We start from the raw sequence: 17760 nt of genomic DNA on the forward strand, positions 1-17760 counted from the left end.
CAGAATGGTGGGTCATGATGGACTTGAACCATCGACCAATGGATTAAAAGTCCACTGCTCTACCAACTGAGCTAATGACCCGCTCTGTGTGCTTACAATTAAGTGAGCTGCGTAAATCCGCCGATTGAACCACTCTTTATCTTAATAAAGAATGGTGGGTCATGATGGACTTGAACCATCGACCAATGGATTAAAAGTCCACTGCTCTACCAACTGAGCTAATGACCCGCTCTTTTTGCCGCATTTTGAGTGGGGTAACCATTCGTTTGCTGCGGGCGCTTATAATACTTATTTATAAAATGAGTGCAACCGAAAATGTCTCTTTTTTTCAGTTTTTATGCCTAGGTGAGCAAAATTAAAGCGTTTGTGCTCAAACTACATGCAAATACAAGATTCGCCGAGTATTTCTATGTAGTTTGAGCTTTAAATACACTGCTTAAATGCGCCCTAATTAGCTAAACGCTCGGTTGCAAGTTTTGCAGCAGTTGTACTTGGATATTGGTTAATTAGATCACCCAATATTTTTTGTGCCTCTTGATTTTGGCCTTGCTCTTGTAAAAGCGTGCCTAATTTTAACATGGCATCTGGTCGTTTGTTTGAGTTAGGAAACTCATTAACCACCACTTTAAAATGCTCACTTGCTTTTACACCATCATTTTTAATGGTTAGCAACTGCCCAAGCCAATAATGTGCATTAGAGGCATACACAGAATTAGGATAGGTTGTTAAAAATGTTTGAAACTCAGGAATAGCTTGGTCGTAGCGTTTGTCTTTCATTATTAGCGCTACTGCACGCTCATACGCCTCGTTTTCAGATAAGTCACTGCTATAGGTTTGTGCATCGCTCGATTGCGTGTAATCGGTCGCAGGCGCAGCAGCAGGTTGTGTATACGCTTGGCTTACGCGGTTTTCTATTTCTTGATAAAGCTCTCGCTGGCGCTGAAGTACCTTTTCAAGTTTATAGCTTTGCTCTTCAGTAACACCGCGAATTTGGCTTACTTCATCTTGAAGCAGGTTAAGTTGTTGCTGTAATTCAACTTGTAATAAGTTTCGCGACTGCATCATGTTTTCTAGTGATGCTAAACGCTTCTCTATGCTCGACTGTGAACTTGCAGCTTCTGAAACAGGAGCGGGAGCAGCCAAAACTTGGGTGCTCCCGCTCAATATCATGGCTGCCAAAATAATTTTCGGCTTCATAATATCTCTTATCTTAGTAAACTAGTACCGCACGGCGGTTTTTAGCGAAAGCTGACTCAGTGCGAGATTTAACCATTGGTTTCTCTTCACCGTAGCTAACTACTGACATTTGGCTAGCAGAAACACCTAAGCTTTGTAGGTATTTTTCTACAGCTTGGCCACGATGCTCACCTAGTGCAATGTTGTACTCAGGCGTACCGCGCTCATCAGCGTGACCTTCAATTAATACTTTTACTGAAGGGTTTTGAACTAAAAACTCAGCATGTGCGCGAAGTAATTCTGCGTACTTGTTCTCAACAGTTGCTTTGTCGAAGTCAAAGTAAATGATTTGCTCTTGACGAAGCGCTTCATACTTTTGACGAAGTTGCTCTTCTGCTTGTTGTTCAGGTGAAATTGTTGCTACTTCAACTGTGTCCGTGTTTGTTGATTGCTCAACTGCACTTTGGTTTGATTGGTTAGCTGCGCCTTCATCAATATCTGAAGATGAGCTACAAGCGGCTAATGTCATTACTGGCACAGCGATTAGCAGGCCTTTAAGTACTTTGTTAAGTTGCATTGAGTAGATTCCTATTTTGAGTAAACCAGCAAATATTACTGTAAATATGGCGACCAAGCTGGTGCCTTTACTTGTCCGTCTAGCACGGGTAAACGTGCTTTAAAGCGACCGTCCATCGATACCAGCGCGAGTACCTGTTTATTATTATGAAGCGTGCTATATATGATCATCGAGCCGTTTGGCGCTATGCTCGGAGATTCATCAAGGCGAGTTCGTGTTAATACTTGAAACGCACCTGTAGCCAACTCTTTCTTAGCAAGATGGTACTGCCCGTTGGTACGGTTAACCATCACTAATTCTTTACTATCTGGCGTTATAGAACCCGCTAGGTTCATATCGCCGTCGAAGGTCAATCGTTGTGACCTACCAGTTCTTAAATTTAACTTATAAATCTGGGCATTACCACCCCTTTCAGATGTAAACACAATATCCTGGCCATTTGGGTACCAAGATGGTTCAGTATCTATACTACGGTGGCGTGTAAGGCGTGTTTCTTTACGGGTTGCTAAATCTAAAACGTAAACTTCGGTTGCACCTGTTTTATCTTTAGAAAGCACCAATAACATTTTTTTGCCATCTGGTGAAAACTGCGGTGCACCGTTAATACCGCGGTAACTTGTGATCAGCTCACGCTTACCTGAGTAGAGATCTTGAATGTAAATTTGGCTTTGGCGGTTTTCAAATGTTACATACGCAAGCTTAGTGCCATCAGGCGACCAAGCTGGTGACATTAACGGCTCTTTTGAGCGCAATAACACTTGCTCGTTAAAGCCATCGTAGTCGGCAACCACTAACTGGTAAGGTTTTGGTTGATCTTCGCGTACAATTACATACGCAATTTTAGTTAAAAACGCGCCTTTTTCACCGGTTAGCTTTTCGTAGACTACATCGCTTATGCGGTGAGAATAACGGCGAAAGCCACTTTCACCAATTACACTTTCGCGTGCTTCTAAAATGTGATCTTGGCTTTTTACAAGTTTACCGTTGCTCATCATTTGCGTTTGGCCGCCTGTAATTTGCCCACGGATCACATCTACCAATTCGTAGCGTACTAGGTAACGCCCATCAGTTTGCTGATCAACTTCGCCAACGACAACCGCTTCTACACCTTGGTTTACCCAAGCTGCGTAGTCTATATCGCCATCTTTATTAGGAAGTTGCGGCATTTGTGCTACATCTACCGGTTTAAACTTACCACTGCGCATTAAATCGGCAGCAATAACATCGCTCAATTTTTGCGGAATTGGGCCAACACCATTGTATTTAAAAGGCACGATGGCAATAGGACGTGCGCCGTCTACACCTTCAGTTATTACAATTTCAAGTGCCGCATTTGCCACACCCTGAAACCCTAATAATATAACTACAAAGGCTATTTTAATTTTGCTGAACATATCATTCCTTTAAAATTCTGGCTTGATTGTTAAATTAATATTCTTAAGTTGCTCGAATACATCTTTGTCTTTAGATACAGGTAATGTGTCGGCCATGCGCACAGCTCTAAGTGCTGCTTCACACACTAACTTATCACCCCCTAACGATTTAACCTGCGTGACTAAACCATTAAACCCAAGACGAATATTTACTCGGCACTGTTGATTTTTCATTTTTTCATCAATCAGTAAGTTTTGCTGAATACGCGCCATAATTAAGGCTCTATACTTATCAACTTCGCTTACTACTTGCTGTTGGCGTATTTTACTACGTGCAGCCTGCTCTTTTGCAAGTTGTTCTTGCAGCATTTGCTCTTGCAGCGCTTGCTGACGTTTGCGTTCGGCTTCTTTGGCACGCGCTTTGGCTTCTGCTTCACGTTTTTTACGCTCTGCTTCGGCTTTTTTCAGTGCCTCTTCTTCTGCTTTACGCTTATCTGCAGCCGCTTTGGCTGCATTTTCAGCCTCTTGCTTTTGCTTTTCGGCTTGTTTTGCCTTAGCACGTTCTTTTTGTTCAATTTCACGCGCTTTTTTAGCTTCAGCCTCAGCTTGTGCTTTTTCTTTCTCTTTTGCTTTACGCTGTTGCTCTAGCTTTTTAATATTACGGGCTTCGGCTTCACGTTGTTTACGTGCATTGGCGGCTCTGCGCTCTAAGTCGCGAATGCGCTTATCTTCAGCACGTTTTTTAGCGTCTTCTTTTTTTTGCAACTCGGCAATTTTTTGCTCAACTTGCTTTTGATCTACAGTGACCGCAGACACTGCATTATCAGGCTCAGGAATAGCCGAATTAAGCGTCACTTCCATTACTTTAGGTGCTGGAGGGTGTATATTCGCAGTTGCCCACAAAAAGCCCCCCAAACCTAAATGTAAAAGCACTGACTTGATTATAGAACTATTCATGTTACTACTGTTTCCCCTCAAAGGATTCTGTCATTAAACCCACAGATGGTACGCCAGCATTCTTTAAAAAGTCCATTAATAACAATACTTCTTGGTACGAAACCTTACCAGAGCCTTTAATCATTACTGGTACATCAGGGTTTTTCATTAGCTGAAGCTTAATAACCGCTGCCACATCCAGTGCTTCCATTGGCTCCTCTGGATCAGTTCCTATGCTTACATAGTACTTACCTGCAGAGTCAATAGAGGCAATAATGGGTGGCGTGTCTTTAGTGTCAACTAAATCCGACTCTTCCATTTTTGGTAAATCAACTTTTACACCGTGAGTAATAAGCGGTGCTGTTGCCATAAATATAATTAGCAATACCAACATTACATCAATGTAAGGTACTACATTAATTTCTGCGACCGGACGGCGCTTCTTACGCTGATACATTCGCTTTAGCCTCTATTTGGGTAGCTGCTTGACGGTGTAAAATATTGGCAAATTCTTCCATAAAGTTGATGTAGTGTGATTCTAGTTTTTCAACTTTATTAGCAAAGCGGTTATACGCAATAACAGCCGGAATAGCCGCAAATAAACCCATTGCTGTTGCAATAAGTGCCTCAGCAATACCTGGCGCTACCATTTGTAAAGTTGCTTGTTTAACTTCACCTAGTGCAATAAAGGCATTCATAATACCCCACACCGTACCGAATAAGCCGATATATGGGCTAATTGAACCTACTGTCGCTAAAAACGATAAGCTCGATTCTAGTTTTTCAATTTCACGCGATAGAGCCACACGCATTGAACGATGCGTACCTTCCATAACAATGCCTGCGCTTTGAAATGTGTTCTTTTTATGGCGCGCAAATTCTTTAAAGCCTGATGTAAATAACGCTTCAATACCATGAGATTGGCCACTGCGTGATGAAATTTCGTTGTATAATTTGCTTAAGTCGATACCTGACCAAAATTTTTGTTCGAATTTTTTTGCATCAGACAAGGCATCGCTAATTGCTTTTTTGCGCTGAAAAATAATTGCCCATGACATTACAGACATTGCTACAAGCGCTAGCATAACTAACTGCACAAGCAAACTGGCTTCTAGAATTAGATCTAAAAAGTTAAGCCCTGATCCCACGTTAAACTCCTAAATAATTTCAAAAAACGTCAATTTGGTTATTTTATGTAAATAAGACCATTGTAACGGCCATAAGTTGCATCTAGTGTATCGAGTCAAGAGTTTACTGACAACGGTATTGCTATGAATTGGCAACAAAAAACGTTAAACATACGGTTAATCACTTGTTTGTTTCTAAAACGCGACTGCCACGCTAAGTAAAGTACAACTAAATACAATAAAAGTGCGTAAATATACGCAGAAAACTTGATAAAATGCTGCGTTTATTCATAAAAAGTGCATAAGCACGCAAAAGCTATTCATGTCATTATGCATGTACTAATTTAACTAATAGTGTAACAATACAGCTCACACCAATTGTTTATTAATTTTCAGTAACTTATGAAGTTAACGAATAATTAACGCACAAGTTTCGAACAACTAAAAAATTCATCAGATTAGTTTTTTTTATCTGAAATTTTAAATTTTCTAGTTTGAACAAAAAGCACATATTCCGTATTATTCTCCCATACCGAGCTTACGCACTGAATGAAAGATTTTTCATTAAGCCAAGTTCTTAGTAATAGGATTTTTAAACGTATTACATTGTTTTACTCTTTTTGGATAAAACCTAATTAAGTAAAACGTAGTTCCCTGGATTACTTCCTTCAACTTGTTGTTTGCCCGCATTATATGCGGGCTTTTTTTTGCCTAAACTTTCGCGCTTCCTACTCAACCTGAATACTAGGGCCTGCTTACCTTTCGAGGTTAAATTCGCAGCAGCCTGTTTGGTATTTAGGCAAGGCAGAGCCTATGTAGTGTGGTCATTCCCCATAAATAGGCGATAACGACGTATAAATGCCAAACAGGCGCTGCCCTAAGGGTTCTGCCTAGGGGTCATTTACTCATTGTTACTCGGTTTTTACTTAGCCCACTAGGTTACAAACCTCGCGCCGCGATTAAATGGCCCCTAGATTGAACAAATTATAACCCTGAAAGGTCAACAGGCCCTCAATAAAAGCGCATTTCTTAAAGCCGCGTTTTCGCTAAAAGCTTCTCACTAAAAAAACTTATATCAGCCTAATTTAAGATGTCTGTAAGTCTCTTTATAAAAATACAATGTACTTAATTTAAATAACCACACTTTTAAGCTCTCAAAAAGTAGCAAATAAGTGCCGTGATAAATTCAATGGTACGCAGCATAGCCACGCCAGTCTTAACGTTAAGTGAATTACAAAATGAATTTAATTTATTGGTTACATTTGCAACAAAGTGGATGAAAGCTGATTAACTATTAAGAAAATTTTACAATTAAGGGTAGGTACAACCCGCTACATTGACTGTAACGGGCTAAATGAGGTTAATCTTGTTTAGGGAGTAAACCAAAGTGATGGTACGCATTGTCTGACACAATTCGCCCGCGCGGTGTGCGCTGTATAAAGCCTTGTTGAATTAAAAACGGCTCAATTACATCTTCAATGGTTTCTTTTTCTTCGCCGATGGCGGCGGCTAAATTATCTAGCCCTACAGGTCCGCCCATAAATTTTTCGATAATGGCAAGTAAGTATTTACGGTCCATGTAATCAAACCCGCTTTTATCTACGTCAATCATATCTAACGCCTGCTCGGCAACCGAGGCATTCACAGTGCCATCAGATTTTACTTGCGTGTAATCGCGTACACGGCGCAATAGGCGGTTAGCTATGCGCGGTGTGCCTCGCGAGCGCTTTGCAATTTCGGTGGCTCCATCATCGCACATTTGTAAATCTAAATAATGCGCTGAGCGCCCCACTATATATGATAAATCAGCAATAGAATAAAACTCTAAGCGCTGCACTATGCCAAAACGGTCTCTTAGTGGTGAGGTAAGAGAACCTGCACGTGTGGTTGCGCCAATAAGCGTAAACGGCGGTAAGTCTAATTTAATAGATCGTGCTGCTGGGCCTTCACCAATCATAATGTCGAGTTGATAATCTTCCATCGCGGGGTAAAGGATTTCTTCAACTTGCGGGCTGAGTCTGTGTATTTCATCAATAAACAGTACATCGCCCTCTTCAAGGTTAGTAAGCAATGCAGCAAGGTCGCCGGCTTTTTCGAGCACTGGCCCTGAGGTGGTTTTAATACTTACATTAAGCTCGTTGGCGACAATATTAGCAAGCGTGGTTTTACCTAAGCCTGGCGGGCCAAATATTAATAGATGATCGAGCGCTTCACCACGGCTACGGGCAGCCTCTATAAATATTTCCATTTGCTGCTTAACATGCGGCTGACCTTTGTAGTCGGCTAAAAGCTTGGGCCTTATTGCGCGGTCTATGGTGTCTTCGTTGGTTTTTTCGCTCGCGTCAATTAAACGATCAGCTTCAATCATGGGTTACTCACAACATTGATTTTAAAGATTCTTTAATAAGAACCTCAGTAGACATATCGGGTTTGCTTACCGATTTTACTGCTTTTTGCGCCTGTGGCAATTTATAACCTAACGCAACAAGTGCCGATACGGCATCGTCTGCGGCATTATTGGCAATAGTTGCATCGCAAGCGGGCTCTATTACGGCATTATCGCTAAATGGCGTAAATAAATCATTACCCCAATCTTTTAAGCGGTCTTTCATTTCAAGCACTAAACGCTCAGCGGTTTTTTTACCCACACCCGGTAATTTAACCAAGGTTGTGGCGTCTTCGTTGTTTACGCAACTTACAAATTGTTGCGCCGACATGCCCGACAAAATCGCTAACCCGAGTTTAGGCCCCACGCCATTTGCTTTTAACAACTCTCTAAACAGCGCGCGCTCGGTTTTATTATTAAAGCCAAATAATAGTTGTGCGTCTTCGCGTACTACAAAATGCGTGTACACGATGGTGTTTTCGCCAACATTGGGTAAGTCGTAAAAACAGGTCATGGGCATTTGTACTTCGTAGCCTACGCCGCTTACTTCTAATAAAATTTCGGGCGGCTGCTTTTCAACTAAAATGCCATTTAAACGGCCAATCATATTTATTTCCTTAAACGTCCTCTAACGGTTTTGCTGGCGCTACCCGCTAGTTTGATTAAATTTTGTTCTGAGTGAGCATGGCATATTGCAATAGCAAGTGCATCGGCCGCATCGGCTTGCGGTGTACCTGGTAATTTTAAAATATTTTTGACCATGTGTTGTACTTGCGACTTATCGGCGCCGCCATTTCCTACCACGGCTTGTTTAATTTGCCGTGCTGAGTATTCAAATACGGGTAAGTCGGCCATAGAGGCGCCCACGATAGCCGCGCCTCGGGCTTGGCCTAGCTTTAGCGCTGCATCCGGGTTATGCGCCATAAATACTTTTTCTATTGCAAAGGTTTCGGGCGAGAACTGCTCTATTATTTGTGTGATCCCTTGGTAGATCATTTTTAATCGTATGGGGAACTCATGCTCAGCTAATTTTATACACCCACTGCCTAAATAGGTAAATTTAGCACCTTGGTGAGCAACTACACCATAACCCGTTAAACGTGAACCTGGGTCTATCCCTAAAATAATGGCCAAACAGCACACTCATTATTGTTGTTTTTCAATAACGGTAATAATGCCAGAGCACTGTATAAATTACCAGTGGCGAGTAAAAACAAAAACGCCCGCAACTTAGTGCGGGCGTTTAGCATTAATAAAGTATAGCTTAGGCTAAAGCACGTACTAAGCCTTGGGTATTTTGTTTAAGCTTACGGGCAATCATTAAGTAGCCAAGCGCCGCCACAAAAACCCCGCCCGATACTGGCCCTATTAGCCATATTTCAGGGTGCAGTTTACCGGCTAAGTCAAACATTTGCTGCTGAACAATTAGCAAAGCTATATCACTAAATAATGCGGCTACAAACCCAGCTAAACCACCTAATAGCAAAAACTCATAAAGGGTCGCATTTTTTATTAACCGCCCTTTGGCGCCTAAAGTTCGCAGTATTACTATTTCTTGCATTCGCTCACCTAGGCTCGCTTGCACCTGCGATATAAGCACTAATGCACCACACAACACCACAATAGCAAGCACAAAGCCAATCGCTAACGACACCTGCTCAATGGTTGATTGAATTTGCTTTACAAAGTTATCTACATCAATGGCGGTAATAGTTGGATACGTGCGCAGTAACTGGCTAAACGCTTTCTTTTGCTCAGGCTCTATACGCACAGATGAAATATACGTTGCCGGAAAATCTTTTAGCACGTCGGGGCTTAAAATAATAAAAAAGTTAGGTTTTAGCGTAGCCCAGTTTACTTTACGTACGCTAGTTATTTTAGCGTCAAATGATTGCGCACCAATTAGAAATGTTAAAGTGTCGCCTATTTCTACATCTAAACGCTCCAGCATTGATTCCTCAACCGATGCTTCACCCACCGCGCCTTCGCCAAACCACTGTCCTTGCACAATTTCGTTTTGGGCTGGCACGTTTTCAAGCCACGTTAAGTTAAGCTCACGGCCGATGCCTGAACGTGCTTCTTCATCTTTTTTCTCGTTATCTTGCAACGATACTTTACGCGCAACAAGCTCGCCATTTACCGCATTTACGCGCCCACGAATGGTCGGGTAAAAATCAGATACTAAAATATCGTTTTCTGCTAGGTAATTGTTTACAGGCTCAAGTTCGTTTTGCGTAATATTAACTAAAAATGCATTTGGTGCATCGGCGGGTAATTGAGACTGCCAATCTGAGATCATGTCATTTTTAAGTACAATCAAAAACAGCAGCAATTTTATCGCCAACGAAAAGCTAATAAGCTGCACCGCATTTACGTTGGCACGCTTTTGTATTGAAGCAATAGCTAACGACCAGCTATTACCTGGTTTTAAGCCTAATTTACGGCCACCACCAAAAATTAATTTTGAAATAACAAACAACACCGCAATCAGAGCCAGTGTAGAAACAAACAAAATAAGCGTTATTTTAATGTTGTTACTAAATAACCACATTAATAAAAACACCGTAAGGGCACTTAAACCTAAGTGCACACGGCTTACGGCTAGTCTGTCGCCTAAATTACGGCGCAATACTCTAAGCGGTGGAATATCAAATAAATCAAGCAGTGGCTTAATAGAAAACATAACTGCACATATAACACCTGTGCTAATGGCCACCAGCCAAGGTTTAAAACCCGCTGCAGGTAAACTCATATCCATGCTTTTTGCTAAATACCCGGTGGCAATTTCTTGTAAACCGTAACCTATGGCTAAGCCAATGATAACCGCCATAGTGCAAACCATGAGTAAATGCATAAAGTAAATTTTACGAATTAATGCGCGGCTTCCGCCAAGGGTTTTCATCATAGCTACGGGGTCGTATTGGCGCTCACAATAACGCTTTGCCGACACAGCAATGGCAACTGTGGCTAAAATAATGCCCAGTAAGCCAGCTAGTAATAAAAAACTTTCTGCTCGGTTTAAGCTATTTGATATAGGCGATTGCCTGTCTTTGACGCCGTACCAGCGTTGATTTTCGGCCATTTGTGGCTTTAACCACTCATAAAACCGCGTTATGTCTGACTCATCGCCTGCATACAATTGGCGGTAGTTCACTCGGCTACCAGGTTGTATCACTTCTGTTTTTGCTACATCAGCAATATTTATGAGTACTCTGCGACTACTCGAAAATACATTAAACGGGGCATCAGGCTCTTCAACTACTACTTTTTCTACATTGAATACGGCAGCACCTAGCTCTACTTGGCTACCAATATCAATATTTAAGCTGTAAAAAACCGATTCACTTAGCCACACATTACCAGGCTTTGGTCCGCCCTGGGCTACTTGCGTTTCGCCAAGCAACGATGATTTAACTTTTAATTCGCCTTTTAACGGGTATTCGTTTGATGCCGCTTTTACCGAGGTAAACTGCATCTCGTCGTTGGCAAATAACATGGTATCAAAGTAGACCATTTGCGCAGTTTGTAAGTTTTCTTGTTTGGCTTTATTAATAAACGCCGTATCTAATTTGTGGGCACTGGCTAGCACTCTATCAGCCGCAATAAACGCACTACTTTTTTGTGCTATGCTTTGTGCTATTCGCTCTGTCACCATAGACAGCGTGAACACTGTTAGTACTGCAAGCGCAATCGCGGCACTAATTACGGTTAGTTCGCCGCGGCGAAATTCGCGGGCAAATAATTTAAGTGCTAACTTAGCCCACATTCGCTACGTCCTCTTTTGAGTTTTTAACTAACTGCCCCGCTTCAATTTGTACAATATGCTGGCACTTTTGCGCGAGTGCTTCATCGTGAGTTACTAAAATTAACGTTGTGCCGTGCTGCTGGTTTAAATCAAACAATAACGACTCCACCATTTTGCCGTTTTTACTGTCTAAATTTGCAGAAGGCTCGTCGGCAAATAAAATTTTAGGTGTGCCAATAAAAGCCCGGGCAATAGCCACACGTTGTTGCTCACCACCCGAGAGTTGCGATGGGTAATGATCTATACGGTGGCTTAGCCCTACTTTTTCTAACAATGCAAGGGCTTGCTCCTTGGCGTCGCTTTCGCCAGCAAGCTCTGCTGGCAGCATCACGTTTTCAAGGGAAGTTAAGCTTTGTACCAACATAAAAGATTGAAATACAAAGCCGACTTTTTCAGCTCGTAATGCCGCGCGTTGCTCTTCATCTAATCTATGAAGTGGCTCGCCATCAAGGATAATTTCACCACTGCTGGCTGTATCTAGGCCCGCTAATAAACTTAATAACGTGGATTTTCCTGAGCCCGATGTGCCCACAATAGCAACTGACTCACCATGCTTGACATTAAAGCTGATGTCGCTGAGGATGGGCAACTCACCTTCGAAGGTAGAAACTACTTTAGACAAACCATTTACTTGAATAATATTTAATTGAGAAAGCGCTGACATATGACTCATTCAATCCTACGTTTTGTATTCGTTTTATTTTTAGTTATCAAACCACTTAGTGCGGCGGCCGACAACACGATTTTAATACTTGGAGACAGTTTAAGTGCAGCCTATGGACTTAAACAAGAGCAAGGCTGGGTTAAATTGTTACAAGATAAATACGATGCAGAGCAGCGTAATATAGAGCTAATTAATGCCAGTATTAGTGGCGAAACAACCGGCGGCGCTTTACGCAGGCTAGATGCCTTACTCGCGCAATACCAACCAAGCCATGTGCTTATTGAGCTAGGTGCTAATGATGGTTTGCGTGGTTTTCCGGTAACAAAAATGCAGGCCAACTTAACGGATTTAATCGAAAAAAGCCAAGCTGAAAATGCTATGGTCGCGCTAATGAAAATTTACATTCCCCCTAATTACGGGCCGCGTTACAGTAAAATGTTCACAGACAGTTTTACACAAGTAAGTGAAAAAACAAATGCTCATTTACTTAACTTTTTTATGCTTAATGTGGCAGATAAGCCAAACTTAATGCAAAGAGATCAATTACATCCAAATAAAGAAGCTCAACCGCTCATACGTGATGAAATGTACGACTCGATCAATCAATGGCTAAATAAAGATTAGGGCCTGTTGTTGTTTGGTGGTTGGATTTGCGGCAGCTTGCTGTTTTGCCAAGACAAAGCCTATGAAGTTGCGCTTTTAAATATAGTTTTTTAGCTTATTTGCGCAATAAACGCGCAAACAAACAATCACTTATTGATTTTTAATAAAATATACGTACTATTGCAAACAACGTCGGTATGTAGCGCAGCTTGGTAGCGCACTGTCATGGGGTGTCAGGGGTCGCAGGTTCAAATCCTGCCATACCGACCATTTAACCTCCTCTTTATTTCTTTTTCACTGTCATTTTTCTGTATTACCTTGTATACATAGCATTAAATACTAAGTGTTTAAGGATGACTTATGAAAAAGCGTATTGTGTTTCCTCTGCTTTTATCTCTTTTTATTTCAAGCTTTGCGTTTGCCCAAGGTAGTTTTCGACTTAAAAACGGAAATCTATTAAGTGTGGGTAAAACTAAATCTGACATTGTAGCTCTGGTGGGTGCACCACTTTATAAAGATGTGCTTAATGAAGCTGTTGATATTGGCAAAGGTGACAATTTAGTTGAAACAGAAGAGTTTACTTATAAGCTAAAAGGCTCGATTGGAGGGATGTACATCGTATTGATCCGCTTTGAAAATAATATTGTGACCAGTATTAGCTCAAAACAAGTTGGCAGGCTTTAAATATTTTAGAGTTCGTTATAAACAGTTAAAAGCGCCATACGGCGCTTTTAAGGTTTTAGTGTGAACGCCCTACGCCGTTGCGCACCATGTCTTTGCCGTTTTCGAACACTTCAGCTGTAACGCCTCGCGCTAGTAATAACTGTTGCTTATCGTCAAATACCGCAACAAAATGGCTGCCGTCTTTGTTACTTGTAGCCATACCTACACCAGCCACCCCTTTTAAACCTAAGCCGCCGTTTTCTACCATAACTAAAAAGTTCTCTAGTTCTGCTAGGTTGTCGATTATGTCGTGCTCGTTATTCATACATTGCTCTTTATAAAATCTGCTTGGTTAATACCTATTCGTAGAATATAACTAAGTGAATAGGTAATAAATTTCTTGGGCGCTATTTTAAAGCTCATTACATTAAACTTAAACCTTTATATAAAGCTTATGTGTGTAGCGGTTATGGTTAAAAGCGCTCTACATTTAATAATAAATTACTTAGCGCGCAGCCATACGGCTGGGTATTAACGCGGTAATAATGGGTGTTTTTTGTGGCCGTTAAATTTATTAAAAGGTCATCTTGTTGCCCTACCGCACTTTGCTCTTGACTTAAGCACATGGCTTGAGTGAGCGAGCGTAGTTTTGAATCGGTTAAAATATTGGCAAAACGCTGCACCGGTAAAGGCGGTATTTTAACAGGTGCTAATGCTTGGCTAATGGTGCGCTCGCTAAGCTTAAAGCCCGCATTAGTAATATCTATTACACTACGAGCAGGCCAGTACGAGTAGTTATAGTTGTTTGCTTTTTGCTGCGTACTTAAATGCGCCACGCCACTTTGCCCTATTACCGTCATTAAATTTCCTTTTTGGGATTTTATAACGACTAAGGCTGTATTTTCATCAATGCCAAAACCATGCTTAATAACAGCGTTTTGCTTAACGTTATTTAATGTATTGGCTAGGTTTAGCGTTTGATTTTGCTCACTAAAGCGAGTGCTCAGTGGCCCATAGGTAAACGTGTTTAACCCCTTAATTACAGTAGGCTGCGGGGCACTCTTTGCTTTTAATACCGTTTCGCTTTGATGCTGTGAAAGATAGACTTTTTCACTTTGTATTTTGCTTCCTGCACCTAGCCCTACAATAACAGGGCGAGTTTTAATCGCGTTCGTCCAAGGGTAGGCAATATTATTTTCATCATACAGTGCTTTTAAAGCATTTTTAGCCGTGCCGTCGCTAAATAAAACACCGGTGCTGGTGTTTATTAAATTAACTAACGCCTCAACACCATTATTACACAGTGTATACTCAGCCTTTGTAAGCTCAGGATAAACATTATTGCGATTATACAGGTTCATTTGTGAGTGACGCAGCGCCGGTAAATCACTACATGTATTGTTAGTAATTGCTTTAGCAAGTGCAGGTGTAAGCGGTAACCATTGGCTGGTTACACCTTTTGGTAAAAGCGTTTTAAGCGCCTCTATTTGTGCGTATGGGTCTCGCTGGGCTGCACTAATAATTAATAAGGTGGGTGTTGGGTTTGCCACTTTTAAGCTACCCGCTATAAATTGCAATATACTGTTGCTTTGTGGTTTAGCTTTAGGTCGAGAGTTTGAATGGGGTTGTTCGAGCATATCAAACACAAAATTAAACTCTTGCTTAGTTAGACTATTGAGTTGCTCGTTATTGATATCTCGCCATTGCCAAAGCAGCTCACTTTTAGAGACTAACTTTTCATCTTTACTTATAAGGGCGTCTAAGGTCGTTAATACGTCTGCTTTTTTAGTGGTATGACTCGAAGGCCAATTTAGCCCAATTTGTTTAATGTTTGCCTTCGACACCCGAAACACAGCTTTATTTTGCGCGCTGCAACCGAGCGCCGTTTTTTCACTGCAACTATTAACTGCGCTACCGGCCAAAATTAGGGTTTGATCTTGCTGCTGGGCAGCCCCTTTGAATGAAAATAAAGTAAAAAAAACGAATATAAAGCTCATTCGCTTAATTAAAAAAGCACAGGTACGCATAACGCTCTCAAAGAAATCTAAATAGGCGTTAAGTTTAACAGCATGTAATAGCAGGCTAAATAGTAAATGTGAATGCTCAGTGATTGTTACACTTTAAAGTGATGTTGCATACACACTGACTGTTAATCACGAAGTCAATTTAGGTAATTAAAGTGTGGCCTTGTGCGCAAACACTAAACCATGATTAGTAACGTGAGCTACAAACTCTTTTGCATGCATTGGCTTTGCAAAATAAAAGCCCTGAAACTCTGTGCAACCCATGTGCGCCATTACATCAACCTGTTTTTGTGTTTCTACGCCTTCGGCCACACACGCAATATCAAGCTCTTTACACATAACATGCACCGCTTTTACTAAACTTTTTTGTCTAGTAGAGCTGGTAACTTGGCTAATTAAAGAGCGGTCGAGTTTCAACTTATTGATAGGGTAATCGGCAAGACGTGCAATGTTAGAGTACCCAACACCAAAATCATCGTCCGATACAGTAAAGCCCCACGACTGCAATGTTTTAATTAGCGTTAGCGAGTGCGCATGATTTGCCTCTAAAGAGGTTTCGGTCAGCTCTAATTCTATTTGGTGTGGCTTTACATTAAAGTCAGCTAAATATTTTACGAGCTTGGCTATGAAATCAGCTTGGCTAAAGTCGAGCAACGAAATATTAATAGATACTGGTACAGTAGGTAAGCCTTGCAGACTCCAATCAGCAAGTTGCGAGCATACTTTTTGAATAACTAAATCTGTTAGGCGGCTAACCATTCTGTGTTCTTCAGCAATGGGGATAAATACTCCTGGCGATACAGTGCCAAAAATTTTGCTATCCCAACGGGCAAGCGCCTCTAGACCTATGCATTTACCACTGGCAGTTACTTTGGGCTGGTAATGTACACTCAAATCGTTTTGCGTTAGCGCTTCATCTAATAGCATAGAAATTTCGTGTTTTTCTAAAAAGGCCTGCGAGCGTTTTTCGTCGTAACCACTTATCGGTTTGCACTTATTTGCGTGTTTAAGGGCACTCTCTGCATTTGCTAGTACCTCGGCACTTGAATGGCCTTGATCTGGGTAGCGCGCATAACCAAACAAAAAGTCTTGCTGCCTTCGCCCACTTTGCAATGCATATGTTTTGTCCAGAGTGTACTTTATGGCTGGTAGCGCCTTATTTTTAACCTCACCTTCGCCGTGCACGCCTATTATAAAAGCGAGTTTACCAGTAGCCACATGAGCACATAAAAATGGCCCCTCAGGTATGGCTTTTAGGCGCTTGTATGCACTAATTAATAGCGCTTGAGCACTTTGCTGAGAAAGTTTTAATTTTAAGTATTCACTGTTTGCGGTTTGGGTCACCACAATATAAAAACCGTGGCTGTACTTGCTAATTAGTCGCTCGCATTGCAACTCAAACCAGTGCTCGTTAGGTAACTTGGTATGGGGGTTTGAGTACTTTAAACGTTTGTTTTCTTGCTCAGCCGTGAGTAAATTTTGCTTTATCACATGCTCTTCAGTGCAATCGTAAAATTCATATATGCGATAGTTTTTATTGATTGCCACAGAGTAACTAGCCCTTAAAAAACGCTGTTTAAATTCAACAACTTGGCTTATCTCATTTAAATAAGGTGCCAATGAGGGCAATAAAGCAGTTATTTTTATGTCCTTTTTACGTGGCATTGTGCTAAAGCCAAATAAGGCGTCGGCACATTTATTGGTATCGGTAATATTAAACTGCTCATCTACAATGACTTTGGCTTTATCTGACTCGGTAAAAAAAGTTTTATATAACTCGTTTTTATCTCTTAGTAATGTATTCGCTACGTTAATCGATTTATTTAAGCGCTTTGCAGCAACTATGGTGCGCGCTACTGCTAAAGGGATGCAAATATTAAAAAATAAAAAAATTAATCCCGTTATGTATAAGTCTGCGCTGGGTAATTGTTGGGCTATACCTGTGACATTTGATAAATCAACGTTATTCACAATCATATAAAACGGCACAATGTTTAGTATTGAATAGGCTATTGCTGTTCTGTAGCCAAGCAGCATAAGCGCAATAATTGGGCAAGAATACATATACATAGAGCCGACTTTAGCTAACTCTAAATCTGTTAGAAACAGGTTCATACACAGGCTTGCTATAACAATAGCAATCAATAAAGCGTGTGCACTTTGTTTATAAAACCGCTTACTTGCTAAAAGTAAGCCACCAGCAATCGTTAAAAAGCCAAAGGTAAGTACAAGTATATAGCTAAGCTTAAGTGCTAATGCGGAGCTAAACGTATGACAAGCGACAAAAAAGCACAACAGTCATACGAGGCTTGAAATAATGCGCAGAGCACTAATTCGCCAATGTGCCACTTCGTTATCATGAGTATGTTGATCTGAAAGCAAAAAGTACGAATTAAAAAAGCGCATAGTTCATAAAGGTAAGATCA

Annotated in this window: 16 protein-coding genes and 3 tRNA genes; 3 read left to right on the forward strand and 16 right to left on the reverse strand. The window is 41.1% G+C overall.

The window, feature by feature from the left end; translation table 11 throughout:
* Positions 1-5: 5 nt before the first annotated feature.
* From CWC16_RS17775 to CWC16_RS17835, 13 genes are all read right to left on the reverse strand, one after another.
* Positions 6-81 (reverse strand) — tRNA-Lys (locus CWC16_RS17775).
* A 71-nt stretch (positions 82-152) separates the two neighbouring features.
* A tRNA-Lys gene (locus CWC16_RS17780) sits at positions 153-228 on the reverse strand.
* 219 nt (positions 229-447) lie between these two features.
* Entirely contained in the window at positions 448-1197 is a 750-nt protein-coding gene (gene ybgF / locus CWC16_RS17785) for a tol-pal system protein YbgF (RefSeq protein ID WP_138542506.1), read from the reverse strand.
* A 13-nt stretch (positions 1198-1210) separates the two neighbouring features.
* Positions 1211-1753 (reverse strand): peptidoglycan-associated lipoprotein Pal, encoded by a 543-nt coding sequence (pal, locus tag CWC16_RS17790; protein WP_004587277.1) that lies wholly within the window; start codon positions 1751-1753, stop codon positions 1211-1213.
* Positions 1754-1788: 35 nt separating this feature from the next.
* Positions 1789-3147: a Tol-Pal system beta propeller repeat protein TolB gene (gene tolB, locus CWC16_RS17795; RefSeq protein WP_055016262.1), complete on the reverse strand. Its 1359-nt coding sequence runs from the start codon at positions 3145-3147 to the stop codon at positions 1789-1791.
* Between the two features lie 9 nt (positions 3148-3156).
* Positions 3157-4083, reverse strand: coding sequence for a cell envelope integrity protein TolA (gene tolA / locus CWC16_RS17800; RefSeq protein WP_055016261.1), 927 nt, complete (start codon positions 4081-4083; stop codon positions 3157-3159).
* A gap of 4 nt (positions 4084-4087) precedes the next feature.
* The gene (tolR, locus tag CWC16_RS17805; protein ID WP_055016260.1) at positions 4088-4519 is read right to left on the reverse strand and encodes a protein TolR; all 432 of its coding nucleotides are present in this window, start codon (positions 4517-4519) and stop codon (positions 4088-4090) included.
* Positions 4506-5210 carry a protein TolQ gene (gene tolQ, locus CWC16_RS17810; RefSeq protein ID WP_004587273.1) on the reverse strand — a complete coding sequence of 235 codons (705 nt, stop codon included), beginning with the start codon at positions 5208-5210 and terminating at the stop codon, positions 4506-4508. The genes tolR and tolQ overlap by 14 nt, the downstream gene beginning before the upstream one ends.
* A 1339-nt stretch (positions 5211-6549) precedes the next feature.
* Complete coding sequence (ruvB, locus tag CWC16_RS17815) at positions 6550-7557, reverse strand: Holliday junction branch migration DNA helicase RuvB (RefSeq protein WP_055016259.1); 1008 nt, start codon at positions 7555-7557, stop codon at positions 6550-6552.
* Positions 7558-7564: 7 nt separating this feature from the next.
* The gene (gene ruvA, locus CWC16_RS17820) at positions 7565-8182 is read right to left on the reverse strand and encodes a Holliday junction branch migration protein RuvA (RefSeq protein ID WP_138542507.1); all 618 of its coding nucleotides are present in this window, start codon (positions 8180-8182) and stop codon (positions 7565-7567) included.
* 2 nt (positions 8183-8184) lie between these two features.
* Positions 8185-8709 carry a crossover junction endodeoxyribonuclease RuvC gene (gene ruvC, locus CWC16_RS17825; protein WP_004587270.1) on the reverse strand — a complete coding sequence of 175 codons (525 nt, stop codon included), beginning with the start codon at positions 8707-8709 and terminating at the stop codon, positions 8185-8187.
* Between the two features lie 130 nt (positions 8710-8839).
* A complete protein-coding gene (locus CWC16_RS17830; protein ID WP_138542508.1) occupies positions 8840-11341 on the reverse strand; it encodes an ABC transporter permease in 2502 nt (833 codons plus the stop codon).
* A complete protein-coding gene (locus tag CWC16_RS17835) occupies positions 11331-12044 on the reverse strand; it encodes an ABC transporter ATP-binding protein (protein WP_138542526.1) in 714 nt (237 codons plus the stop codon). Before CWC16_RS17835 ends, CWC16_RS17830 begins: the two co-directional genes overlap by 11 nt.
* Between CWC16_RS17835 and CWC16_RS17840 the strand changes: the two genes are divergently transcribed.
* The 3 genes from CWC16_RS17840 to CWC16_RS17850 all read left to right on the forward strand — a co-directional run bounded on the left by CWC16_RS17840 (position 12045) and on the right by CWC16_RS17850 (position 13331).
* Complete coding sequence (locus CWC16_RS17840; RefSeq protein WP_138542509.1) at positions 12045-12668, forward strand: arylesterase; 624 nt, start codon at positions 12045-12047, stop codon at positions 12666-12668. It begins immediately after the preceding gene.
* A gap of 172 nt (positions 12669-12840) precedes the next feature.
* Positions 12841-12917: transfer RNA gene (locus CWC16_RS17845), tRNA-Pro, on the forward strand.
* A 90-nt stretch (positions 12918-13007) separates the two neighbouring features.
* Positions 13008-13331 carry a DUF2845 domain-containing protein gene (locus CWC16_RS17850; protein WP_138542510.1) on the forward strand — a complete coding sequence of 108 codons (324 nt, stop codon included), beginning with the start codon at positions 13008-13010 and terminating at the stop codon, positions 13329-13331.
* 55 nt (positions 13332-13386) lie between these two features.
* Here the strand turns inward: CWC16_RS17850 and CWC16_RS17855 are convergent, their stop codons facing one another.
* From CWC16_RS17855 to CWC16_RS17865, 3 genes are all read right to left on the reverse strand, one after another.
* Entirely contained in the window at positions 13387-13635 is a 249-nt protein-coding gene (locus CWC16_RS17855) for a hypothetical protein (RefSeq protein ID WP_138542511.1), read from the reverse strand.
* A 148-nt stretch (positions 13636-13783) separates the two neighbouring features.
* Positions 13784-15337 (reverse strand): type 1 glutamine amidotransferase family protein, encoded by a 1554-nt coding sequence (locus tag CWC16_RS17860; RefSeq protein WP_138542512.1) that lies wholly within the window; start codon positions 15335-15337, stop codon positions 13784-13786.
* Positions 15338-15484: 147 nt separating this feature from the next.
* A complete protein-coding gene (locus CWC16_RS17865; protein ID WP_249929304.1) occupies positions 15485-17632 on the reverse strand; it encodes a putative bifunctional diguanylate cyclase/phosphodiesterase in 2148 nt (715 codons plus the stop codon).
* Positions 17633-17760 lie beyond the last annotated feature (128 nt).

This window comes from Pseudoalteromonas sp. S3776 (genome assembly GCF_005886915.1).
Lineage (GTDB): Bacteria > Pseudomonadota > Gammaproteobacteria > Enterobacterales > Alteromonadaceae > Pseudoalteromonas.